The following is a 20,569-nucleotide window of genomic DNA, read 5'->3' as shown; positions in this document are numbered from 1 at the left end:
CCTTCCCCGGGCGCGGGCGGATGCGATGGAATCTGACACGCCATGGACGACGACGAGGCGATCGCCCGCTCGCTCGACGGTGACCTGGGGGCCTACGAGGTCCTGGTCGCCAGGTACAGCGCGCTCGCCCATCGCACCGCCGCCATGCTCGGCGCGGGCGACGAGGCCGAGGACGTCGTGCAGGAGGCGTTCGTCAAGGCTTTCCGCCATCTGCCCAAGTTCCGGCGGGACGCGCCCTTCCGGCCCTGGTTGCTGCGGATCGTGGCCAACGAGACGCACAACCTGACCCGGGCCCGCGGGCGCCGCTCCGACCTCGCCGTACGGCTCACCGCCGCCGACCCGGCAGGTCCGGTGGCCCCCGACGACCCGGCGGGCGCGGCCGTCGCCACCGACCGGCGGGCCCGGCTGCTGGCGGCCGTGCGCGGCCTGCCCGAGCGGGAACGCCAGGCGGTCGTGTGCCGGTACTTCCTGCAACTGTCGGAGGCCGAGACGGCCCAGGTGCTCGGCTGGCCGGTCGGTACCGTCAAGTCCAGCACCCATCGGGGGCTGGCCCGGCTGAGGGAGGAGGTGGGCGGTGAACTCGCATGACCCCTTCGACGACCTGGAAGCCGAACTGACCGCCCTCGGCCCCCTCCTCGACACCCCGTCCCCGCCGCCGGACGACGTCGCCGCCGCCGTCCGGGCCCGCCTGGAGCTCCAGCCTGAGAAGCGCGGGCGGCGGACACGGCCGACACGGCGGACTCGGCGGGCGCGGTGGCGGATCGTGGCGGCCGTCGTGCTGGCCGTCGTCGCCGTCACGGCCGCCACCCCCCAGGGCCGCGCCGCCGTGGCCCGGGTCCTCCGCCTGGCCGGCGTCGAACTGCAGCTCGGCGACACACCACCCACCCCGGTACGGACCACCGCGAACCTCCCCGGCGAGCACCCGGTGGCCCCGGACGACCTGCCCGGCCTGGTGAGGTTCCAGGTCAGAACCCCGGCCGAGCTCGGGCCCCCCGCCCGCGCCACCGTCGCCGACCAGGGCCGGCTGGTGTCGATGTTCTGGCCGGACGGCGTCCGGCTCGACCAGTTCCAGGGCGGCGTGGACCCGTTCTTCTTCAAGAAGCTCGGCCCGCCCTGGCCCGACTACGTCGAGATGGCCGGGACCACGGCCTGGTGGATCCCCGGCGCGCACCCGCTCGGCTACATCCGCCGCCAGGACGGCACCGAGATCCCCCTGCGCCAGGCCGCCCCCACCCTCGTCTGGCAGCGGGACGCGCTCACCTACCGCCTGGAGGGCGCGGGCACCAGGGAACGGGCGGTGCGCATCGCCGGGTCACTCCGGTGAGCCGGTCAGCCAGTCGTCCACGCCCTTGAGCAGCTCCTTGCGCACCGCCTCCGGCGCGGTCGAGGACCGGATCGACTGCCGGGCCAGCTCGGCGATCTCGGCGTCGGAGAACTCGTAGACCTCCCTGGCCAGCTCGTACTGGCGCAGCAGCCGGGTGCCGAACAGCAGCGGGTCGTCGGCGCCCAGCGCGATCGGCACCCCGGCGTCGAACAGCCGCCGCAGCGGCACGTCCGCCGCCCGCTCGGCCACCCCCAGCCCCACATTGGACGTCGGGCACACCTCGCAGCAGATCTGCCGGTCGGCCAGCCGCTGCATCAGCCACGGGTCCTCGGCCGCCCGCACGCCGTGCCCGACCCGGTCGGCGCCCAGGTCGTCGATGCACTGGCTCACGCTGCGCGGCCCGAGCAGCTCGCCGCCGTGCGGCACGGCCAGCAGCCCGCCGCGCTTGGCGATGCGGAAGGCCCGCTCGAAGTCGCGCGCCGCGCCGCGCCGCTCGTCGTTGGACAGGCCGAAGCCCACCACGCCCCGGTCGGCGTACTGGGTGGCGAGCCTGGCCAGGGTGTTCGCGTCGAGCGGATGCCTGGTCCTGTTGGCCGCCACGATCACCGGCATGTGCACCCCGGCGTGCTCGGCGGCCTGCCGCGCCGCGTCGAGCATCAGCTCCAGCGTGGCCGTGAGCCCGCCGAACCGCGCGGCGAACCCGGACGGGTCCACCTGGATCTCCAGCCACCGGGAACCGGCCGCCGCCTCGTCCTCGGCCGTCTCGCGCAGCAGCCGGTAGACGTGCTCGGGACGGCTCAGCACGGACCTGGCGATGTCGTACAGCCGCTGGAACCTGAACCAGCCGCGCTCGTCGGTGGCCCGCAGCCGCGGCGGCCAGTCCTGCTCCAGCGCGTCGGGCAGGTGCAGCCCCTGCTCCCTGGCCAGCTCGATCAGCGTCGAGTGCCGCATGGAGCCGGTGAAGTGCAGGTGGAGATGGGCTTTGGGCAGCGTGTGCAGGGGCCGGTGCATTTCCATATTTTGCCACTGGCCCCAGGTGCGGATTCGCATGTCGCCCAAGGCTGCGGGTCCGGCATCGGCACGGTAGAGATCGGCCGGATCGGGGGATCAACCGTCCATGATCCCTGAGGGTGCGGGCGTCGCGGGGCAGGGCCGGCGCGCGCTGCTCGCCGGCTTGGCGTTCGCGGTGACCGCTCTCGCCATCTACGCCCTGTTCCATTCGGGTTTCGGCCGTCCGCACCCGCCTTCTGCGGGCTCGTCGTACGTGCCCCCGCCGCCCCTGAAGGCGCCGTCCGGCTCCGGCGCCGCGGCGGCGGCGCGGGCCGGGGCCCCGCTGGCGGTCGTCTCCGACGACCTCTGGCTCACCTACCTGCCCCGCGGCCTGCGCCGCAGCGGCGGCGGCCCGGTCGCCCCCGACGGCGTCCGGGCCAGGTACGGCACCGCGAAGCGCTACGTGGAGGCCCAGGTCGAGCACGGCACGGTGGCCGCCGACTGGGACACCTACCGCGCGCACGCCGGCGTGCTGGACCCCCGCGAGACCACGATCAGGGGCCGGCCCGCGGTGGTCGGCGCGCATCCGCGCGGCGGCAGGGTGATCGCCTGGCTGGAACGCCCCGGCACGGGCGCCTGGATCCGGGTGAGCGACTCACTCGGCGACGAGCTGCTGCCTATTGCCGCCTCGGCCCGCGCTCCTGTAGGAGACTAGGAGCCTTTTCCCTGGTTGATCCCACGAGTCATGGGGGGACGATGCGGCGCCCGGCAGCGGTGTTCATCACGTTCGCGCTGGCCGCGGGCACGGGCGGGTGCGGCGGCGACACGCCGCGACCGCCCAGCACCACCCCGCCGCCGCCGTCGGCGAGCGAGCCGGCGACCGGGAAACCCGTCACGCTGGCCTGCGGATCGACCAGGCTGGAGATCCCCGGCGCGCCCCCGCCCCTGGCCCGCGCCGGCACCTTCGGCCGACTGGGCGCGCTCGCCAGGCGGCTCACGGTCAGGGGCGTGATGTGGCGCGACGACGAGGACGAGCAACTACGGGTGGGCGTGGTGTGCGGCGTGCGGACGGCCGAGCAGTTCGCCACGCTGGTGGCCCGCTCGACCCTGACCGCCTACCGCGGCAAACCCGCGCTGCGCTGGACGAGCCGCGACGGCCTGCGCAACTTCATGTGGCTGGAGAGCCCCGGCACGGCCGTCTACCTCGCCGCCACGCCCGGCATGACCGCCCAGCTCCGCCAGACCGCCGCCGCCGTCAGACCCGCCGCCTCCTGAGCCGCTTCCCTGAGCCGCTTCCTGAGTCGCTCAGTGAGCCTCGGACAGCAGCTTGGCCATCCGGCTGACGCCCTCGACCAGATCGTCGTCACCGAGGGCGTAGGACAGCCGGAAGTAGCCGGGGGTGCCGAACGCCTCGCCCGGCACGACCGCCACCTCGGCCTCCTCCAGGATCAGCTCGGCCAGCTCCGCCGACGACCCGGGCCGCCGGCCGCGCAGCTCCTTGCCCAGCAGCCCCTTGACCGACGGGTACGCGTAGAACGCCCCCTTCGGCTCCGGGCAGAACACGCCCGGGATCTCGTTGAGCATCCGCACCATGGTCTGGCGCCGCCGGTCGAAGGCCGACCGCATCTCCGCCACGGCCGACAGGTCGCCGGAGACCGCGGCCAGCGCGGCCCTCTGCGACACGTTGGCCACGTTGGAGGTGGCGTGCGACTGCAGGTTGGCGGCGGCCTTGACCACGTCGGCCGGGCCGATCAGCCAGCCCACCCGCCATCCGGTCATCGCGTACGTCTTGGCCACGCCGTTGAGGATCACGACCCGGTCGCCCAGCTCGGGCACGGCCGTGGCGATGCTGGTGAACTCGGCGCCGCCGTAGACCAGGTGCTCGTAGATCTCGTCGGTGACCACCCACAGCCCGTGCTCGGCCGCCCACCGGCCGATCGCCACGGTCTCCTCGCGCGAGTAGACCGCGCCCGTCGGGTTGGACGGCGAGACGAACAGCAGCACCTTCGTACGCTCGGTACGGGCCGCTTCGAGCTGCCCGACGCCGGCCAGGTAGCCCGTGGACTCGTCGGTCACCACGTCGACCTGCACGCCACCGGCCAGCTTGATCGCCTCGGGGTAGGTCGTCCAGTAGGGGGCGACCACGATGACCTCGTCGCCCGGGTCGAGCAGCGTGGCGAACGCCTCGTAGACGGCCTGCTTGCCGCCGTTGGTGACGAGCACCTGGGACGGCTCGACGGAGTAGCCGGAGTCGCGCCGCGTCTTGTCGGCGATGGCCTGCTTCAGCTCGGGAAGGCCGCCCGCCGGCGTGTACTTGTGGTTGCGCGGGTCGCGGGCCGCCTCGACCGCCGCCTCGACGATGTAGCCGGGCGTCGGGAAGTCGGGCTCGCCGGCGCCGAAGCCGATGACCGGGCGGCCGGCGGCCTTCATCGCCTTCGCCTTGGCGTCCACCGCGAGCGTGGCGGACTCGGAAATCGCGGAGATTCTTGCGGAGATACGGGGTCGCGTGGACATGCCTCCCATGCTCCCACGCGGGCGTGACCTGGGCGATCAGGTTTGGGTTCGACGTACCGGGCAATCCCCCGTATGCTTTCGCCTGGTCCTTCCGCCGCATGTCGGCGAGCGGTTCGGTCCAGGCAGTGAGTCAATCAGGGTAGTGTGGTTGACGACATAGGGCACTGGCGCAATTGGTAGCGCACCGGTCTCCAAAACCGGCGGTTGGGGGTTCGAGTCCCTCGTGCCCTGCGAGTGCGGTCCGCGCAATAATGGCGTGTAAGCGCGCCGCAAAACTGCGTTGGATACGACAGATTCAGGTGAGGACTGTGGCGATCGACACGCGCGGCGAGACCGCAGGCAAGCCCAGTGGCGAGAAGAAGACACGCACTTCACCTGCCCTTTTCTACCGGCAGGTCGTCAACGAGCTCCGCAAGGTCATCTGGCCGACACGCAAGGATCTCATCACCTACACCACGGTCGTTCTGGTATTCGTTCTGATCATGGTGGCGATCGTTTATGGGCTCGACGCCGCTCTGGGCTGGGCCGTCCTCCGCGTCTTCGGCGGGGAGTGATCCCGCCTAGCTCGACACCGTGTGGTGTCGGCTGACGGCGACACCATTCGATTCGAGGAAATGAGGAAAGGTCACGTGTCCGAGTCTTCTGTTCCGGCCGAGGAACCCCGCGACGAGCGGGGCGACGACGAGCTGGGAGAGGCCACCGACGAATGGGGCGACGAGCTGGGTGAGGCTCGCGACGAAGGCGTCGAGGCGGCTCTCCAGGAGGCCGACGAGACCGACGAGGTCGAAGAGTCGGAGGAGGCCCCCGCCGACGCGGAGGCCGAGATCCTGCCCGACGTCGACCCGGTCGAGGAGTTCAAGAGCTCCCTGCGCGGGCTCCCCGGCGAGTGGTATGTGATCCACTCCTACGCCGGCTACGAGAACCGCGTGAAGTCCAACATCGAGAGCCGCAACGTGTCGCTCAACATGGAGGACTACATCTACCAGGTCGAGGTGCCCACGCACACCGTCCAGGAGTTCAAGAGCGGCAAGAAGGTCCCGGTCAAGGAGCGCGTGCTGCCCGGCTACGTCCTGGTGCGCATGGAGCTGACCGACGAGTCCTGGGCCGCCGTGCGCAACACGCCCGGCGTGACCGGTTTCGTCGGCCTGTCCAACAAGCCGAGCCCGCTCAGCCTCGACGAGGTCGCCAAGCTGCTGGCGCCCGAGCCGACCGAGGAGGCCAAGAAGGCCACCACCAAGGCGGCCAGCGGCCCCACGGTCGAGTTCGAGATCGGCGAGTCCGTCACGGTCATGGACGGCCCCTTCGCCACCCTGCCCGCCTCGGTCAGCGAGATCAGCCCCGAGTCGCAGAAGCTCAAGGTGCTCGTCTCGATCTTCGGTCGTGAGACCCCGGTCGAGCTCTCGTTCAACCAGGTCTCGAAGATCTAAGACGATCACCTACACTTAGACGTTCGGTCGGCCGCCTTTCGCGAAGGGTGGCCTTCCGACATGTCCGGGCGCATCCGCGTCCGGACGGCATCACGATCAGGACCCGGAGAAGGACTCATGCCTCCGAAGAAGAAGATCGCGGCGCTCGTCAAGGTCCAGCTCCCCGCTGGCCAGGCCACGCCCGCTCCGCCGGTCGGTACCGCCCTCGGTCCCCACGGCGTCAACATCATGGACTTCGTCAAGCAGTACAACGCTGCTACGGAGTCCCAGCGGGGCAACATCATCCCCGTTGAGATCACCATTTTCGAAGACCGCAGCTTCACCTTCATCACGAAGACGCCCCCGGCGCCTGAGCTGATCAAGAAGGCCCTGGGTCTCGACAAGGGCAGCGCCGTCCCCCACAAGGACAAGGTCGGCCGGCTGACGCGCGAGCAGCTGCGCAGCATCGCCGAGACCAAGATGCCCGACCTCAACGCCAACGACGTCGAGGCTGCAGAGAAGATCATCGCCGGCACCGCCCGGTCGATGGGCATCACGATCGCCGACTAAGACCTTTCCCAGATCCGTGGGAGGGCCGGGTCCCGGCCCGCGTACCACAAGGAGACAGACATGAAGCGCAGCAAGGCGCACAAGGACGCGGCGGCCAAGGTCGACCGCGACAAGCTCTACACGCCCGCCGACGCCGCGAAGCTGGCCAAGGAGACGTCGACCACCAAGTTCGACGCCACCGTGGAAGTGGCGCTGCGGCTGGGTGTCGACCCTCGCAAGGCCGACCAGATCGTGCGCGGCACGGTCAACCTCCCGCACGGCACCGGTAAGACCGCCCGGGTCCTGGTCTTCGCGACCGGTGACCGTGCCGAGGCAGCCCGCGAGGCGGGCGCCGACATCGTCGGCGCCGACGAGCTGATCGACGAGATCGCCAAGGGCAACCGGCTCAACGAGTTCGACGCCGTGGTCGCCACCCCCGACCTCATGGGCAAGGTCGGCCGTCTGGGCCGCGTGCTCGGCCCGCGCGGTCTCATGCCCAACCCCAAGACCGGCACCGTGACGCCCGACGTCGCCAAGGCCGTGACGGAGATCAAGGGCGGCAAGATCGAGTTCCGCACCGACCGGCAGGCCAACCTGCACTTCATCATCGGCAAGACGTCGTTCCCCGAGCGTCAGCTCATCGAGAACTACGCCGCCGCCCTTGACGAGGTGCTGCGTCTCAAGCCGTCGGCGGCCAAGGGGCGTTACCTGAAGAAGGTCACCTTCTCCACCACCATGGGCCCCGGCGTCCCCGTCGACCCCAACCTCACCCGTGGCCTGACCGCCGAGCTCGACGCGTAACGGCCGCACGTTCTTCGAAAGGCCCCCGCCTGTCTCAGGCGGGGGCCTTTCGCTTTGTCCGGGTGCCGACGGGCACCGGGCCTCCCTTTGTCCGGGGGCCGCCGGGCACCGGGTCGGAGCCGTCTCGTCCGGGTTTTCGGCCCGGATGATCTCTCCAGGTGAGCGGGGTTGTGCAGAAATCGTGCACAGCCTGTGGGGGAGAACCCTGGGTTTTCCCCGATTTATGCGGGGAAGTCGCCACGATGGGACAAGCCAACCGTAGGGTCAAAACATGCTGAAGCGCAGGATAAGTCTCGCCACCGCCGTGGCCGGAGCTGCTCTCATCGCGGCCTCGGTCGCCGGGTGCGGTACGAACGTGCAGCCCATCCAGGTCAACCTGGCCGCCTCAGAGGTGCTTGCGCAGGCCGCGCAGAAGACCGCAGAGGTCACCAGCTACACGGTGGACGCCGTCGCGAACGTGACGCACCCCCAAGAAGGCAACGGCAAGGTGCAGGGCCGCATGCTCTACCAGAGCAAGCCCCAGCTCGCCGTCGACCTGACCCTCGACACCGTCGACATGGGCGGCCGGAACCTGCCGGGCGGCGTGCGCGCCGTCCTCCAGGGCGACACCGTCTATGTGAAGGTCGAGGCACTCAAGCAGCTCGTCGGCGCCACCAAGCCGTGGATCAAGGTCGCGCTCAACGAAGTGGGCGACCAGAACCAGGTCAACCAGTACCTCAGCCAGATCCAGCAGTTCGACCTCGCCAACGTGACCAAGCTGGTCACCGTGTCCAAGGACGTGAAGCAGGTCGGCACCGAGAGCGTCAACGGCGCGGACACCACCCACTACACCGGCACGTTCCCCGTGGACGCCGCCGTCGGTCAGCTGCCCGCCGACAAGCAGCAGCAGGCCAGGACGAACCTCGCCGAGCTCAAGGACGTCAAGTTCGACATCTGGGTGGCCGGCGACGGTCTGCCCCGCAAGCTCACCCTGAACGGCTCCAAGGAGGGCGCGACGCTGGACGCCACCCTGCTGTTCAAGGGCTTCAACGAGCCCGTCAAGGTCGAGGCCCCGCCCGCGGACCAGGTCGGTGAGCTGCCGAAGACGACCGTCAACTGAGGACCGATTTGGAAACTCGGCGACCAGCACGTACTCTGGTCGTTGCCGAAGACCGCCGGTCGTCGTCAGGTGCATCAGTCCTGGCGACCGAAGGATCCACGTTCTGTGGACGGCCCGCGCAGGTGTGATGCGAGTTTCCCATATGGTGCAGTTCCATATGTGAGCCCCGTGCGCCCCTGCGCCCGGGGCTGTTCTCATTTCCAGGAGCCTTCGCCGGCGGCACACCTGGAAGGAGGCCCATGGCGAGGGCGGATAAGGCGACAGCCGTTGCCGAGCTCAAGAGCGAGTTCGAAGGCAGCAGCGCCGCCGTTCTGACCGAGTACCGCGGTCTCACCGTCGCTCAGCTCAAGCAGCTGCGCGTTGCTCTTGGTGAGAATGCGAAGTTCGCCGTGGCGAAGAACACCCTGACCAAGATCGCGGCCAACGAAGCCGGTCTGTCGTTCCCCGACGACCTGCTCACGGGCCCGACCGCGATCGCCTTCGTCAACGGCGACGTTGTCGAGGCGGCCAAGGGTCTGCGTGACTTCGCCAAGGCCAATCCCCTTCTGGTGATCAAGGGTGGTGTGCTCGACGGTAAGACGCTCGACGCCACCGAGATCACCAAGCTCGCCGACCTCGAGTCCCGCGAGGTCCTCCTCGCTAAGCTCGCCGGTGCTCTCAAGGCGAAGCAGAGCGCTGCCGCCGCGGTTTTCGCCGCGCTGCCCACGCAGATGGCTCAGCTGGCCGACGCCCTTCGTGCCAAGCGCGAAGAAGCGGGCGAGTAACACGGGGGTTGCCGCAACTTCCGCGGTCCCGTTCCTAGTTTTCTGCAAGTCCTAAACGTAAGGAAAAGCATCATGGCGAAGCTCAGCAACGACGAGCTGCTCGACGCGTTCAAGGAGATGACCCTCCTCGAGCTGTCCGAGTTCGTGAAGAACTTCGAAGAGGTCTTCGACGTCAAGGCCGCCGCCCCCGTCGCGGTCGCCGCCGCCCCCGCCGCCGGTGGCGGTGGCGAGGCCGCCGCCGTTGAGGAGCAGGACGAGTTCGACGTCATCCTCGAGGCCGCCGGCGACAAGAAGATCCAGGTCATCAAGGAGATCCGCGCCCTCACGTCCCTGGGCCTCAAGGAGGCCAAGGACCTGGTGGACGGCGCTCCCAAGCCGGTCTTCGACGGCAAGGTCAACAAGGAGCAGGCGGAGAAGGCCAAGGCTGCCCTTGAGGGCGCCGGCGCCACCGTGACCGTGAAGTAACTTCCCACTTCACACAGCTCTTCGGAAGAGGCGGACACACCCTGGTGCCGGGTGTGACCGCCTCTTTTCGCATGTAACGGGACATTCTCCTCCGCGTCTCATCGCCCGGCCAACCGGCGGCGGCATCGCGGTCTTCGACCTCAGCCGGAAGTGATCCCGATTTCGTGGGCGGCCTCGCGGACCTTGGCGATGGCGCTCGCGTCCATGAAGTCCTTGCAGTGGACGATCCGGCCGTCCCTGATCCGCAGCATCAGCAGCCCCGGGATGACGATCGCCCGCTCGCCCACCTTGACGTGCGCGTTCTGCTCGACGACCACCACCTCGGGATCGTCCGTACGGTGCAACGCGACCCGTTCCACCTCCTGCGGCACGGCGGGGGAGAGGCCCCAGGACGCCCGGTACCCCGCCCGCACCGCCTCCCGCCCCTCGTACGGCGGCAGCCCGCCGAACGGGAACTCGTGCCTGCCGTCCTCCGCGTACAGGTCGGCCAGTTCGTCGGCCGACTTGTGCAGCATCGCGCCGTGGAAGGCGCCGACGATCTCCTCGACGGTCATGACCACAACCCCTCACATCTCGCTCAACACTCGTTGACTCAACGAGCGTAGAGCGAATTCGGTCGAACGGTCAACACGGGTAGAGTCGGACCGTGAGCGAGCGAGTGCTTCCCCGTGCCGAACGGCGGCGCAGAACCGAGGGAAGGATCCTCGACGCGGCCAGGGCGCTGTTCGCCGAAGTCGGCTACGAGCGCGCCACCATCAGGGCGGTCGCGAAGTCCGCCGAGGTCGACCCGGCCCTGGTCATGCAGTACTTCGGCAACAAGCAGGAGCTCTTCAGGGCCGCCGTGCGCGCCACGCCCGCCCCCGAGGCCGCCGCCACCCCCGAGGAACTGGTCGAGCACCTGCTCGGCACCCTCGACGTGAAGATGGGCGAGCTGCCCCAGAGCTCGCTGGCGATGATGCGTTCGATGCTCACCCATCCCGAGGCGGGCACGGCGGCCCGCGAGGCGCTCGCCCGGCAGGTCGACAGGCTCGCCGCCTCGATCCCGGGCGAGGACGCCCGCCTGCGCGCGGCCCTGATGACCACGATCCTGCTCGGCGTGACCGTCGGCCACCAGCTGCTCGAACTGCCCGAGCTGCGCGACGCCCCGCCGGAGCGCATCGCCCGGCTGCTGCGCCCGAGCCTGCGCGCTCTTACCGGACCCGACGTCTCCTGAGCGCCGAGTAACAAGTTATTGGAACCGGTTCCAATTCCTCGGAACGCCGCCACCGCGAGTCCATCCTGGAAGTAAAGTGTGCGGCACGTTATCCCCTGAGTGCTCCCTGTGATCGGGAAGGTGGCCAGTGGGCGTCGAGGTCGTGGTCGAGGGGTTGACCAAGTCGTTCGGTCGGCAGGTCATCTGGAAGGATGTCTCGCTCACGCTGCCCGCGGGTGAGATCTCGGTGCTGCTCGGCCCGTCGGGCACCGGCAAGTCCGTCTTCCTCAAGACGCTGGTCGGCCTGCTGCGTCCCGACCGCGGCCACATCTGGATCGACGGCCACGACCTGGCGAGCTGCCCCGAACGCAAGCTCTACGAGCTGCGCCGGCTGTTCGGCGTGCTGTTCCAGGACGGCGCCCTGTTCGGCTCGCTCAACCTCTACGACAACATCGCCTTCCCGCTGCGCGAGCACACCAGGAAGACCGAGGCCGAGATCCGCCGGATCGTGATGGACAAGATCGACCTGGTCGGGCTGGTCGGCGCCGAGGGCAAGCTGCCCGGCGAGATCTCCGGCGGCATGCGCAAACGCGCCGGCCTGGCCAGGGCGCTGGTGCTCGACCCCGAGATCATCCTGTTCGACGAGCCCGACTCCGGCCTCGACCCGGTCCGCACCGCCTTCCTCAACCAGACGATCGTCGACATCAACGCCGACATCGAGGCCACGTTCCTGATCGTCACCCACGACATCAACACCGCCCGCACGGTCCCCGACAACATCGGGCTGCTGTTCCGCCGCGAGCTGGTCATGTTCGGGCCGCGCGAGATGCTGCTGTCCAGCGACGAGCCGGTGGTGCGGCAGTTCCTCAACGCCCGCAGGCACGGCCCGATCGGCATGTCGGAGGAGAAGGACGTCTCCGAGCTGGAGGCCGAGGCCAGGATGGGCCACGACCCCGGCGGGCTGCCGCCGATCCCGCCGCAGCTCATGCCGAGCGGCAACGTGCTGCGCCGGTCGCAGCAGCCGCCCGGCCGATGGCTGGCGGCCCACGGCGTGACCCCGCCGCAGGGCTCGTTCGTGGACGAACGCGGCCGCGACTGGCTGGAGGAGTACCCCAGGCTGGTCGCCGCCCACGCGGACGGCGTCGCCTAGATCATGAATCCGACCGAGAAGCACTTCCGCGCGGCCTATGACGGTGACTGCATGCGTTCGATCGGCCGCACATGGTGACGGCGGAGGTCGGGCGGTTCGTCGCCATGTCGCTCGACACCGCCAGGGCCGCCGCGCGACGGCCGTTCCAGGTGCGCGAGCTCGTCCGGCAGGCGTGGTTCATCGTCAGCGTGAGCGCCCTGCCCACCGCCCTGGTCGCCATCCCCTTCGGGGCCGTGCTCGCGATGCAGACCGGCAACCTCATCCGCCAGTTCGGCGCCCAGTCCTTCACCGGGGCCACCGCCGTGCTCGGCATCGTCCGCGAGGCGGGCCCGGTGGTGACCGCGCTGATGATCGCGGGCGCGGCCGGCAGCGCGATCTGCGCCGACCTCGGCGCCCGCCGGATCAGGGACGAGATCGACGCCATGGAGGTGCTCGCTGTGGACCCCCTCCACCGGCTCGTCGTGCCCAGGGTCGCCGCCTGCGCGCTGGTGGCGCCGCTGCTCAACGGCCTGGTCGTCACGGTCGGGCTGGTCGCCGGCTACCTGTTCAACGTGGTCGTCCAGGGCGGCTCGCCCGGCGCGTACCTGCAGTCGTTCAACGCCCTGGCCGAGGTCTCCGACCTGTGGGTGTCGGAGGGCAAGGCGCTGGTCTTCGGGGTCACGACGGGCCTCGTCGCCGCGTACAAGGGGCTGGGCGCGGCGGGCGGGCCCAAGGGCGTCGGGGAGGCGGTCAACCAGGCCGTGGTGTTCGCCGCCCTGCTGCTGTTCGCCGAGAACTTCCTGATCAGCGCGGTCTACAACGAGCTGGTGCGGTCATGAGGGCGCTCGACCGGCAGGGCGAGTTCTACGCCAGGGCGATCAGGGCCCTCCCGGCCGGCGCGCGCTACCGGCGCGAGGTGCTCAGGCTGTTGGCCGAGGTCGGGCTGGGCAGCGGCGGCCTGGCGGTGATCGGCGGCACGATGACGATCGTCGCCTTCATGACCTTCTTCACCGGCACCGAGGTCGGCCTGCAGGGCTACACCGGCCTCGACCGCATCGGCGGCTCGGCCTTCACCGGCTTCCTGTCCAGCTACGTCAACACCCGCGAGATCGCCCCGCTGGTGTCCGCCATCGGCCTGTCGGCCACCGTGGGCTGCGGGTTCACCGCCCAGCTCGGCGCGATGCGGGTCGGCGAGGAGGTCGACGCGCTGGAGGTCATGGCGGTCCCGCCGGTGCCGTTCCTGGTCACCACGCGGCTGATCGCCGGCTTCGCCGCCGTCATGCCCCTGTACGTGCTCGGCCTGCTCGCCTCCTACGTCGCCACCCGTCTGATCGTGACCGTGCTGCACGACCAGTCCACGGGCACCTACGACCACTACTTCGAGCTGTTCCTGTCGCCCTACGACGTGTTGTGGTCCTTCGGCAAGGCGATGGTCTTCGCCGTCCTGGTGATCCTCATCCACTGCTACCACGGCTTCCACGCCACCGGCGGGCCGGCCGGGGTCGGCGTGGCGGTCGGGCGGGCCGTGCGCGCGGTGCTGGTGACGGTCAACGTCGCCAATCTCCTGCTCGGTCTGGCCATCTGGGGCACGACCACGACGGTGAGGCTGGCCGGATGAGACACGGCGCCGCGCTCCTGGCGATCATCGCCGCCTTCACGGCCCTGACGCTGGCCGTCTACACGAAGGCGTTCTCCACCGCCCGGCACGTCACGCTGCTGTTGCCGGCCGCCGGGCTGCAGCTCGACCGCCGGGCCGACGTCAAGGTCAACGGGGTCGTGGTCGGCGAGGTGGCCGACCTGGCGCCCGCCGACCACGGCGCCCGCCTCACCCTGGCCCTCGACCACGACGTCGACCGCGCCTCCACCGCCGAGCTGCGCGCCAAGACCCTGTTCGGCGAGAAGTACGTCGCCCTGATCCCGCCCAGCTCGCCGCACGGCCCGCTGCGCGACGGCGACGTGATCAGGTCATCGGCCGCCGCCGTCGAGATCACCGAGATCCTCGACCGCCTGCTGGCCCACCTGCGCGCCGTCCACCCCGAACGCCTGAACGCCGTCCTGAACGCCCTGGCCACCGCCCTGGACGGCCGCGGCGCCCGGCTCGGCACGACCCTGGACAGAACCGACGCCTACCTGCGTCGCCTCCAGCCCCACCTGCCGGTGCTGAAGCGGGACATCGCCAAGCTCGCCGACGTCACCGCCCGGTACGGCCAGGCCGCCCCCGACCTGCTGCGCACCCTCGCCAACAGCGCCGCGATCAGCCGCACCCTCACCGCCGCCCCCATCGGCCCGGCCGGCGCGGCCGTCACCCGGGCCGCCACCGCCACCGACCGCCTGCTGACCACGGACGAGCCGGGCATCGTCGGTCTGTCGCACGTCGTCCGCCCGGCCCTCGACGTGGCCGCCCATCACGCGCCCGTCATCCCGTGCGTGCTGCGCGGCCTGGACCGCCTCCGGCCGCTGCTGGACGACGCCTTCGGCCACGGCAGCGCGAAGGCGGTGCTGGAGATCGTCCGGCCGGCGCACCCGTACGAACCCGGCAGGGACACCCCGCGTTACGCCGACCGCAGGGGCCCGGCCTGCTACGGCCTGCCCGACCACGCGCCCGTGCCCTTCCCGGGGGTGCGCTTCGACGACGGCACGGCCGACCTGGCGAGGCTGATGCTGCGATGACCACGCTCGGGCCGGCGCTCAAGCTGGCCGTCTTCGCCCTCGTCACCACCCTGTGCGTGGCCACCCTCGCGATCACGATCTCGGGCGCCCGCTTCACCGCCGCGGTCGTCTACCACGCCCTGTTCACCGACGCCTCGGGGCTGCGCGAGGGCGACGAGGTGCGCATCGCCGGCGTGCGGGTCGGCCGGGTCGAGAGCGTCACGCTGGCGGGCGTCCAGGCCGAGGTCGCCTTCTCCGTACGGCGCACCACCGCGCTGCCCCGCTCGGTCGTGGCCGCCGTCCGGTGGCGCAACCTCGTCGGCGACCGCTACCTGACGCTGTCCACCGGCGCCGGCGGCCCCGGCCTGCTGCCGCCGGGCGCCCGCGTGGCCGGCACCCGCCCGGCCCTCGACGTCACGGCCCTGTTCAACGGCTTCAGGCCGCTGCTCAACGCCATCCGCCCCCAGGACGTCAACAAGCTGAGCTGGCAGATCGTCCAGGTGCTCCAGGGCGAGGGCGGCACGGTCGAGGCCCTGCTCGGCCACATCGCCTCCCTCACCGGCACGCTCGCCGACCGCGACGCCGTGATCGGCCGCGTGATCACCAACCTCGGCACGGTGCTCGGCGAGATCGCCGGCCGGGAGCACGACTACGACCGCCTGTTGATCGACCTGCGCGCCCTGATCGGCGGCCTGGCCGGCGACCGCGAGGCCATCGGCGACTCGCTGGCCACCCTCGACCGTCTCACCGCCGTCACCGGCGACCTCGTCCGCAGGGCCCGGCCCGACCTGCGGGCGAGCGTCCGGCACGCGGACGGGCTGCTCAAGGCGCTCAACGCCAGGAGCGCCCTGGTCGAGGACACCCTCGCCCGCGCCCCCGACCGTCTCGGCCGGCTCGTCCGGGCCTCCTCCTACGGATCCTGGTTCAACTTCTACCTCTGCTCGCTCACGGTCAGGAGCGGCGGCGTGCGCACTCCGAAGATCGTCAACGGGAGCCCGCGATGCCACTGACCCCCTTCAGGAGACGCGATCCCGTGCCGCTGGGCGTCGGCGGCATCGTCGTGGCCCTCGCGCTGGTCGTGGCGGCCCTGGCGGTCGGCGGCCTGCCGCGCGGCAGCACGTACTCGGCCGCGTTCGCCGACTCGGCGGGCCTGCGCGAGCACGACGACGTGATGATCGCCGGGGTCAAGGTCGGGGAGGTCACCGGCGTCGATCTCGAAGGCGACCACGTCCGCGTCGATCTGCGGGTGGCCGACGACGTCCGGCTCGGCTCGCTGACCAGGGCGGACATCCGGATCAAGACCCTGCTCGGCGCCCACTTCGTCATGCTCGTCCCCGAGGGCGGCGGCCGGCTCCAGGGGCAGATCCCGCTGTCGCGCACCAGCGTCCCCTACGAGGTCGCGCCCGCCGTCGCCGACCTGGGCGCGGCCGCGGGACGCGTCGACGAGCGGGCCCTGGCCGCGGCCATGACCGTGTTGTCGCAGACCATGGAAGGCTCCTCGACGGAGATCCGGGCCTCCCTCCGCGGGCTCGGCAGGCTCTCGCGTACCGTCGCCGCCCGCGACGCCCGCCTCCACGACCTGGTCGGCCACGCCCGTACCGTCACCGGCCTGCTGGCCCGCCGCAACGCCGACCTGCACGGCCTGGTCACCGACGGCGACCTGCTGCTGCGCGAGGTCTCCGCGCGGCGGGCCGTCGTCCACGGGCTGCTGGTCAACACGGTGGTGCTGGCCGGGCAGATCGACGGGCTGGTCGCCGACAACAGGACCACGTTGCGACCCGCGCTCGAACGGCTGCGCTCGTTCGTCGCGGTGCTGCGCCGCCAGGAGGAGAGCCTCGACCGGTCGCTGGCCCTGCTCGGGCCGTTCACCCGGCAGCTCGCCGACGCGACCGGCAACGGGCGCTGGTTCGACACGATCATCCAGAACCTGGTCCCGCTGCCCGCCTCGATCCGGCCGCCCGACCCCCTGCCGGAAGGACCCGTGCGATGAGAGGCCCGCTCGTCCTGGCGCTGCTGCTCGCGACCCTGGCCGGCTGCGGCTTCGAGGGGGTGGCCTCGCTGCCGCTGCCCGGCGGCGCCGACCTGGGCGCGCGGCCGTACGCGGTGACCATCCGGTTCGCCGACGCGCTCGACCTGGTGCCGCGCTCGCCGTGCAAGGTCGACGACGTCACCGTGGGCGAGGTCACCGGCGTGGAGCTGGGCGACGACTGGCGGGCCGACGTGGTCTGCCAGGTGCGCGGCGACGTCGCCCTGCCCGACCGCACCTCGGCGGCGATCTCGCAGACGAGCCTGCTGGGGGAGAAGTTCGTCGAACTGCTGCCCGCCGGGCGCGGGCGGTTGAGCGGCCCGATCCCGGTGGCCCGGACGAGCACGACGGCCGAGGTCGAGGAGGTGTTGTCGGCCGCCTCGCTGCTGGTCGACGGCGGCGGCCTCGACCAGTTCGCGACCGTCGACCGTGAGCTGGCCGACGTGCTCGACGGCCGCTCGGCCCGGCTGAAGGACCTGCTGCGCAGGCTCGGCGCGTTCGCCGCGGGGCTCGACGGCTCCAGGAAGCAGATCGTCCGGCTGATCGACGCCCTCGACGGCCTCACCGGCACCCTGGCCGCCCAGCGTGCCACGATCAGGGCCACCGCCACCGAGATCGGCCCGGCCGTCGCCCTGCTCAAGGGCCAGCGCGCGGGCCTGACCGCCATGCTCGCCGCCCTCGACCGGCTCGGCCGCACCGCCACCCGCGTCGTGGAGCGTTCCCAGGCCGACGCCCTCGCCGACCTCCGCCACCTGCGCGAGCTCCTGCTCAACCTCGACCGGGCGCGCGACAGCGTCGCGTCGGGGCTGGCGACCGCGATCACGTTCCCGTTCCCGGGGTCGGCCTCGTCCATGCTGCGCGGCGACTACGCCAACACCGACCTGACCGTCGACGCCTCGCCCGGCGCCACGCTGCGCAACCTGCTCGGCGGTGCGCGATGACCGTCAGGCTGGTGGCGTTCGCGCTGATCGGGGTGGTGGCGGTGGCGTACACGCTGGTCAGGTACGCCCGGGTCGGCGCCGACCTGTTCGACCCCGCCTACCGGGTCACGGTCGAGCTGGCCGACGCGGGCGGGCTGTTCGACGGCTCGGAGGTGACCTACCGAGGGGTGCCGATCGGCCGGGTGGAGTCGCTGGCGGTGGCGGGCGACGGCGCGCGGGCCGTGGTCAGGCTCGGGTCCGGCGACCCGGTCCCGGCCCGCGGCCTGCTGGCGGTGGTGGCCAACCGGTCGGGGGTGGGGGAGCAGTACCTGGACCTGCGGCCCGCCGGGGGCGCGGGGCCGTACCTGCGGGAGGGTGACGTGATCGACCGCGCGCACACGCGGCTGCCGGTCCCCACGTCCAAGCTGCTCGGCGACACCGACCGCCTGCTGGCCTCGATCGACCCGCGCGACCTGGAGACGGTCGTGACCGAGCTGGACAAGGGGCTCGGCGGCAACGGGCCGGCCCTGCGACGGCTGGCCGACGCGGGCGAGAAGCTGCTCGGACAGGCCGAGAGCGTCCTTCCCGAGACGGTCGCGGTGCTGCACGACGGGGAGACCGTGCTCGACGCTCAGCGGGCCTCTGGGAGCCATCTGAAGGCATTCGCCGGGAATCTGGCGAGCTTGACCGATTCGCTCCGCGACGGTCGCGGCGACCTCGCCCACGTGATCGGCCGCACCCCGCGCGCGGCCGAGTCGCTCGAACGCCTGACCGACGGCGTCGCGCCTCACCTGCGCCCGCTGCTGACCCACCTGGTGATCGGCGGCCGGACGGTCTCCGCCCGGGTCACCGCCCTCCGGCAGCTCCTGATCGGCTACCCGGCCGCCGTCGCGGGCGCCTTCTCCGTGGTCGACCGGGACGGCCTGCACTTCGGCCTCGACCTCGACCTCAACGTCCCCAGGCCGTGCACCCGCGGCTACGAGGGCGTACGCAGGCGGCAGCCCCACGACGTCCGCACCCGGCCGCCCGACCCGGAGGCGTTCTGCAGGGAGCCGCGCGGCAGTGCGACCGGCGTGCGCGGCGCCCGCAACGCCCCCGCTCCCCAACCGCCTCCGTCGATTCCAGGGCTTCAGGACTGGCTCGCGGGTTATGATCCGGCGACCGGCCGGAAGGGGTGAGCACAGGTGGGAGCACTTCCCGCGCGCCCGGCACGCATCCTCGTGGCCGCCCTCAGCGTGACGCTGGCGGCGCTCGTCGCCGCCGGCGTGTGGATCTCCCTCCAGGCGCGTGACGCGCAGGCCCTGGCCGACGACCGGCAGGCCGCGCTGCTCGCGGCCGGCACCCACGCCAAGAACCTGGTCTCGCTCGACTACAGGACCGTCGACGCCGACGTGCAGCGCATCCTCGACACCTGCACGGGCGGGGCCAGAACCGGCTACCAGGCCATCGCGGGCAAGCTCAAGAGCACCACGGTCGCCAACAAGGTCGTCCAGCACGGCGTCCTGCGCGCGACCGGCCTGGTGTCGATGTCCGGCGGCACTGCGAAGGTGCTGGTGGTGGCCGACGCCGAGATCCGCTGGGACGGCTCCAAGAGCCCGCCCCAGGAGCGCTTCTACCGCTGGACGATGGACGTGACCAAGGCCGGCGGCGTGTGGCTGGTGTCGAAGGTGGTGCAGGTGGTGTGAGAACCGTCACTGTGGTGCTGCTCGGCGTCCTGGTGATCGTCGCGGGTGTGCTGGTGCCCAGGATGTGGTTCGACCTGCGTGACCTGCGGGGGGCCGAAGGGGCCGGGGCCGAGGCGATGGCGACGGCCCGCCAGGTCGCCCCCGACATGTTCTCCTACGACTACCGCTCGGTGGAGGCCGACCTGGCCAGGGCCGGGGCGTACACGACGGGCGAGCTGACCAGGCACTACAAGGAGCTCACCACGTCGCTGGTGTCCAAGGCCAAGGCCGAGAAGACCGTGCGCACGGCGGCCGTGGTGGACGCCGGCGTCGAGCGCGCCACGCCCGACAGGGTCGAGGTCCTGTTGTTCGTGAACATGGTTACGGTAAAAGTAGTGCCGAACCAGGACAGGCCTCAGCAACAGGTGACCCAGAACCGAGCCCGGTTCGTCATGGTCAGGCAAGACGGGCGATGGCTGGTCGAGGGGCTGTCCACGCTGCTGGGAACGGCTTGAGCCGCCGGGCGTGCCGCTACCTTCAATTGTTACCAAAAATCAGGTTTGGTGAAGCCCTTGATAGGGGTACTCCAGTCACAGCTACACCGGCGGTCGGCATGGGTTCGACCCCCGGGGTGACGGAGCGTTAACCGCCCACGATCGCGGGTATCGTCTTGGGCCTGGCGGTAGGCGCCCGATCACACTGGGGAGAAAACTCCAGCGTCCGGGCCTCTAGGCGGCTAAAAGTCGGGCTCGCGGGCTTGACGTTTGCGGCTGAACGGGCGATGCTGCGACCAACGTGGAGCATGCAGCGAGAGCGAAGTGGACAGGCGTGTGCCGTTCGGCTACACTGCCCCTTTGCGCTGCCCTTTGACGACCCGTGATGCTTGCTCACGTTGCGAGGTTGTCTGGCGTGCGTGTAGTCAGTCCGCCGCGAGCCCTCGGAAGGACATCTGTTGGCAGCCTCGCGCAACGCCTCCGCCGTACCCGCTGGTCCCCGTCGCGTCTCTTTCGCGCGCATCCAGGAGCCCCTCGAAGTTCCTGATCTTCTCGCTCTGCAGACCGAGTCGTTCGACTGGTT

At 71.0% G+C, this 20,569-nt stretch carries 25 protein-coding genes and 1 tRNA gene; 23 read left to right on the top strand and 3 right to left on the bottom strand.

The features are described from left to right. The first annotated feature begins 42 nt into the window (after positions 1 to 42). Both AB0C33_RS18550 and AB0C33_RS18545 read left to right on the top strand, forming a co-directional pair. Positions 43 to 588: an RNA polymerase sigma factor gene (locus AB0C33_RS18550; RefSeq protein ID WP_358289149.1), complete on the top strand. Its 546-nt coding sequence runs from the start codon at positions 43 to 45 to the stop codon at positions 586 to 588. Next, entirely contained in the window at positions 575 to 1,324 is a 750-nt protein-coding gene (locus AB0C33_RS18545; RefSeq protein WP_358289146.1) for a hypothetical protein, read from the top strand. Before AB0C33_RS18550 ends, AB0C33_RS18545 begins: the two co-directional genes overlap by 14 nt. On the opposite strand, the gene AB0C33_RS18540 is transcribed toward AB0C33_RS18545, so the two are convergent. Beyond that, complete coding sequence (locus tag AB0C33_RS18540; protein WP_358289143.1) at positions 1,313 to 2,335, bottom strand: adenosine deaminase; 1,023 nt, start codon at positions 2,333 to 2,335, stop codon at positions 1,313 to 1,315. The genes AB0C33_RS18545 and AB0C33_RS18540 overlap by 12 nt on opposite strands. Positions 2,336 to 2,441: 106 nt before the next feature. On the opposite strand from AB0C33_RS18540, the gene AB0C33_RS18535 reads away from it, so the two are divergent. Further along, positions 2,442 to 3,029, top strand: coding sequence for a hypothetical protein (locus AB0C33_RS18535; RefSeq protein WP_358289141.1), 588 nt, complete (start codon positions 2,442 to 2,444; stop codon positions 3,027 to 3,029). Positions 3,030 to 3,070: 41 nt separating this feature from the next. Beyond that, on the top strand, positions 3,071 to 3,589 hold the full coding sequence (locus AB0C33_RS18530; RefSeq protein WP_358289138.1) for a hypothetical protein: 519 nt from the start codon (positions 3,071 to 3,073) through the stop codon (positions 3,587 to 3,589). Between the two features lie 30 nt (positions 3,590 to 3,619). Here AB0C33_RS18530 and AB0C33_RS18525 read toward each other — a convergent pair whose 3' ends face one another. Further along, the gene (locus tag AB0C33_RS18525; protein ID WP_358289134.1) at positions 3,620 to 4,828 is read right to left on the bottom strand and encodes a pyridoxal phosphate-dependent aminotransferase; all 1,209 of its coding nucleotides are present in this window, start codon (positions 4,826 to 4,828) and stop codon (positions 3,620 to 3,622) included. A gap of 158 nt (positions 4,829 to 4,986) precedes the next feature. Between AB0C33_RS18525 and AB0C33_RS18520 the strand changes: the two genes are divergently transcribed. The 8 genes from AB0C33_RS18520 to rplL all read left to right on the top strand — a co-directional run bounded on the left by AB0C33_RS18520 (position 4,987) and on the right by rplL (position 9,912). After that, positions 4,987 to 5,059, top strand: a tRNA-Trp gene (locus AB0C33_RS18520). Positions 5,060 to 5,136: 77 nt separating this feature from the next. Then, positions 5,137 to 5,382 carry a preprotein translocase subunit SecE gene (secE, locus tag AB0C33_RS18515; RefSeq protein WP_125642950.1) on the top strand — a complete coding sequence of 82 codons (246 nt, stop codon included), beginning with the start codon at positions 5,137 to 5,139 and terminating at the stop codon, positions 5,380 to 5,382. A gap of 75 nt (positions 5,383 to 5,457) precedes the next feature. After that, positions 5,458 to 6,255 carry a transcription termination/antitermination protein NusG gene (nusG, locus tag AB0C33_RS18510; protein WP_358289131.1) on the top strand — a complete coding sequence of 266 codons (798 nt, stop codon included), beginning with the start codon at positions 5,458 to 5,460 and terminating at the stop codon, positions 6,253 to 6,255. Between the two features lie 117 nt (positions 6,256 to 6,372). After that, on the top strand, positions 6,373 to 6,804 hold the full coding sequence (gene rplK, locus AB0C33_RS18505; protein WP_125642947.1) for a 50S ribosomal protein L11: 432 nt from the start codon (positions 6,373 to 6,375) through the stop codon (positions 6,802 to 6,804). Positions 6,805 to 6,864: 60 nt separating this feature from the next. Then, positions 6,865 to 7,584, top strand: a complete 720-nt coding sequence (rplA, locus tag AB0C33_RS18500) for a 50S ribosomal protein L1 (protein WP_352325431.1) — start codon at positions 6,865 to 6,867, stop codon at positions 7,582 to 7,584. A gap of 271 nt (positions 7,585 to 7,855) precedes the next feature. Next, positions 7,856 to 8,683 carry a DUF1396 domain-containing protein gene (locus AB0C33_RS18495; RefSeq protein ID WP_358289127.1) on the top strand — a complete coding sequence of 276 codons (828 nt, stop codon included), beginning with the start codon at positions 7,856 to 7,858 and terminating at the stop codon, positions 8,681 to 8,683. A gap of 239 nt (positions 8,684 to 8,922) precedes the next feature. Beyond that, entirely contained in the window at positions 8,923 to 9,447 is a 525-nt protein-coding gene (rplJ, locus tag AB0C33_RS18490) for a 50S ribosomal protein L10 (protein WP_125642941.1), read from the top strand. 72 nt (positions 9,448 to 9,519) lie between these two features. Next, positions 9,520 to 9,912: a 50S ribosomal protein L7/L12 gene (gene rplL / locus AB0C33_RS18485; protein ID WP_357967396.1), complete on the top strand. Its 393-nt coding sequence runs from the start codon at positions 9,520 to 9,522 to the stop codon at positions 9,910 to 9,912. Positions 9,913 to 10,052: 140 nt separating this feature from the next. On the opposite strand, the gene AB0C33_RS18480 is transcribed toward rplL, so the two are convergent. Continuing rightward, positions 10,053 to 10,466, bottom strand: coding sequence for a nuclear transport factor 2 family protein (locus tag AB0C33_RS18480; protein ID WP_358289124.1), 414 nt, complete (start codon positions 10,464 to 10,466; stop codon positions 10,053 to 10,055). 92 nt (positions 10,467 to 10,558) lie between these two features. Here AB0C33_RS18480 and AB0C33_RS18475 point away from each other — a divergent pair, with 92 nt between their 5' ends. The 11 genes from AB0C33_RS18475 to AB0C33_RS18425 all read left to right on the top strand — a co-directional run bounded on the left by AB0C33_RS18475 (position 10,559) and on the right by AB0C33_RS18425 (position 20,007). Next, on the top strand, positions 10,559 to 11,125 hold the full coding sequence (locus tag AB0C33_RS18475) for a TetR family transcriptional regulator (protein ID WP_358289121.1): 567 nt from the start codon (positions 10,559 to 10,561) through the stop codon (positions 11,123 to 11,125). Positions 11,126 to 11,252: 127 nt separating this feature from the next. Next, on the top strand, positions 11,253 to 12,254 hold the full coding sequence (locus AB0C33_RS18470; protein ID WP_358289118.1) for an ABC transporter ATP-binding protein: 1,002 nt from the start codon (positions 11,253 to 11,255) through the stop codon (positions 12,252 to 12,254). Between the two features lie 71 nt (positions 12,255 to 12,325). Beyond that, positions 12,326 to 13,072: an ABC transporter permease gene (locus AB0C33_RS18465; RefSeq protein ID WP_352325424.1), complete on the top strand. Its 747-nt coding sequence runs from the start codon at positions 12,326 to 12,328 to the stop codon at positions 13,070 to 13,072. Beyond that, complete coding sequence (locus tag AB0C33_RS18460) at positions 13,069 to 13,851, top strand: ABC transporter permease (protein ID WP_358289115.1); 783 nt, start codon at positions 13,069 to 13,071, stop codon at positions 13,849 to 13,851. The genes AB0C33_RS18465 and AB0C33_RS18460 overlap by 4 nt, the downstream gene beginning before the upstream one ends. After that, positions 13,848 to 14,903, top strand: a complete 1,056-nt coding sequence (locus tag AB0C33_RS18455) for an MCE family protein (RefSeq protein ID WP_358289113.1) — start codon at positions 13,848 to 13,850, stop codon at positions 14,901 to 14,903. Before AB0C33_RS18460 ends, AB0C33_RS18455 begins: the two co-directional genes overlap by 4 nt. Beyond that, positions 14,900 to 15,892, top strand: coding sequence for an MCE family protein (locus AB0C33_RS18450; RefSeq protein WP_358289110.1), 993 nt, complete (start codon positions 14,900 to 14,902; stop codon positions 15,890 to 15,892). Before AB0C33_RS18455 ends, AB0C33_RS18450 begins: the two co-directional genes overlap by 4 nt. Then, on the top strand, positions 15,883 to 16,872 hold the full coding sequence (locus AB0C33_RS18445) for an MCE family protein (RefSeq protein ID WP_358289107.1): 990 nt from the start codon (positions 15,883 to 15,885) through the stop codon (positions 16,870 to 16,872). Before AB0C33_RS18450 ends, AB0C33_RS18445 begins: the two co-directional genes overlap by 10 nt. Then, positions 16,869 to 17,849: an MCE family protein gene (locus AB0C33_RS18440; RefSeq protein ID WP_358289104.1), complete on the top strand. Its 981-nt coding sequence runs from the start codon at positions 16,869 to 16,871 to the stop codon at positions 17,847 to 17,849. Before AB0C33_RS18445 ends, AB0C33_RS18440 begins: the two co-directional genes overlap by 4 nt. Next, complete coding sequence (locus AB0C33_RS18435) at positions 17,846 to 19,006, top strand: MlaD family protein (RefSeq protein WP_358289101.1); 1,161 nt, start codon at positions 17,846 to 17,848, stop codon at positions 19,004 to 19,006. Before AB0C33_RS18440 ends, AB0C33_RS18435 begins: the two co-directional genes overlap by 4 nt. 6 nt (positions 19,007 to 19,012) lie before the next feature. Further along, positions 19,013 to 19,513 (top strand): hypothetical protein, encoded by a 501-nt coding sequence (locus AB0C33_RS18430; protein WP_358289098.1) that lies wholly within the window; start codon positions 19,013 to 19,015, stop codon positions 19,511 to 19,513. Further along, complete coding sequence (locus tag AB0C33_RS18425) at positions 19,510 to 20,007, top strand: hypothetical protein (RefSeq protein WP_352325416.1); 498 nt, start codon at positions 19,510 to 19,512, stop codon at positions 20,005 to 20,007. The genes AB0C33_RS18430 and AB0C33_RS18425 overlap by 4 nt, the downstream gene beginning before the upstream one ends. Positions 20,008 to 20,569: the final 562 nt, after the last annotated feature.

It is taken from the genome of Nonomuraea sp. NPDC048881 (assembly GCF_040649795.1).
In the GTDB taxonomy this organism is placed as follows: Bacteria; Actinomycetota; Actinomycetes; order Streptosporangiales; family Streptosporangiaceae; genus Nonomuraea.
The sequence above is the reverse complement of the archived record's forward strand: the minus strand, read 5'-3'. Positions and strand labels throughout refer to the sequence as shown.

Bases quoted from the DNA above. Each gene is read 5' to 3' on its own strand.
- rplK (WP_125642947.1), top strand. From the start codon at position 6,373: ATGCCTCCGAAGAAGAAGATCGCGGCGCTCGTCAAGGTCCAGCTCCCC.
- AB0C33_RS18480 (WP_358289124.1), bottom strand. From the start codon at position 10,466: ATGACCGTCGAGGAGATCGTCGGCGCCTTCCACGGCGCGATGCTGCAC.
- AB0C33_RS18450 (WP_358289110.1), top strand. From the start codon at position 14,900: ATGACCACGCTCGGGCCGGCGCTCAAGCTGGCCGTCTTCGCCCTCGTC.
- AB0C33_RS18435 (WP_358289101.1), top strand. From the start codon at position 17,846: ATGACCGTCAGGCTGGTGGCGTTCGCGCTGATCGGGGTGGTGGCGGTG.
- AB0C33_RS18550 (WP_358289149.1), top strand. From the start codon at position 43: ATGGACGACGACGAGGCGATCGCCCGCTCGCTCGACGGTGACCTGGGG.
- AB0C33_RS18460 (WP_358289115.1), top strand. From the start codon at position 13,069: ATGAGGGCGCTCGACCGGCAGGGCGAGTTCTACGCCAGGGCGATCAGG.
- AB0C33_RS18525 (WP_358289134.1), bottom strand. From the start codon at position 4,828: ATGTCCACGCGACCCCGTATCTCCGCAAGAATCTCCGCGATTTCCGAG.
- rplA (WP_352325431.1), top strand. From the start codon at position 6,865: ATGAAGCGCAGCAAGGCGCACAAGGACGCGGCGGCCAAGGTCGACCGC.
- AB0C33_RS18445 (WP_358289107.1), top strand. From the start codon at position 15,883: ATGCCACTGACCCCCTTCAGGAGACGCGATCCCGTGCCGCTGGGCGTC.
- AB0C33_RS18495 (WP_358289127.1), top strand. From the start codon at position 7,856: ATGCTGAAGCGCAGGATAAGTCTCGCCACCGCCGTGGCCGGAGCTGCT.
- rplJ (WP_125642941.1), top strand. From the start codon at position 8,923: ATGGCGAGGGCGGATAAGGCGACAGCCGTTGCCGAGCTCAAGAGCGAG.
- AB0C33_RS18465 (WP_352325424.1), top strand. From the start codon at position 12,326: ATGGTGACGGCGGAGGTCGGGCGGTTCGTCGCCATGTCGCTCGACACC.
- rplL (WP_357967396.1), top strand. From the start codon at position 9,520: ATGGCGAAGCTCAGCAACGACGAGCTGCTCGACGCGTTCAAGGAGATG.
- AB0C33_RS18530 (WP_358289138.1), top strand. From the start codon at position 3,071: ATGCGGCGCCCGGCAGCGGTGTTCATCACGTTCGCGCTGGCCGCGGGC.
- AB0C33_RS18455 (WP_358289113.1), top strand. From the start codon at position 13,848: ATGAGACACGGCGCCGCGCTCCTGGCGATCATCGCCGCCTTCACGGCC.
- AB0C33_RS18440 (WP_358289104.1), top strand. From the start codon at position 16,869: ATGAGAGGCCCGCTCGTCCTGGCGCTGCTGCTCGCGACCCTGGCCGGC.
- AB0C33_RS18540 (WP_358289143.1), bottom strand. From the start codon at position 2,335: ATGCACCGGCCCCTGCACACGCTGCCCAAAGCCCATCTCCACCTGCAC.
- AB0C33_RS18535 (WP_358289141.1), top strand. From the start codon at position 2,442: ATGATCCCTGAGGGTGCGGGCGTCGCGGGGCAGGGCCGGCGCGCGCTG.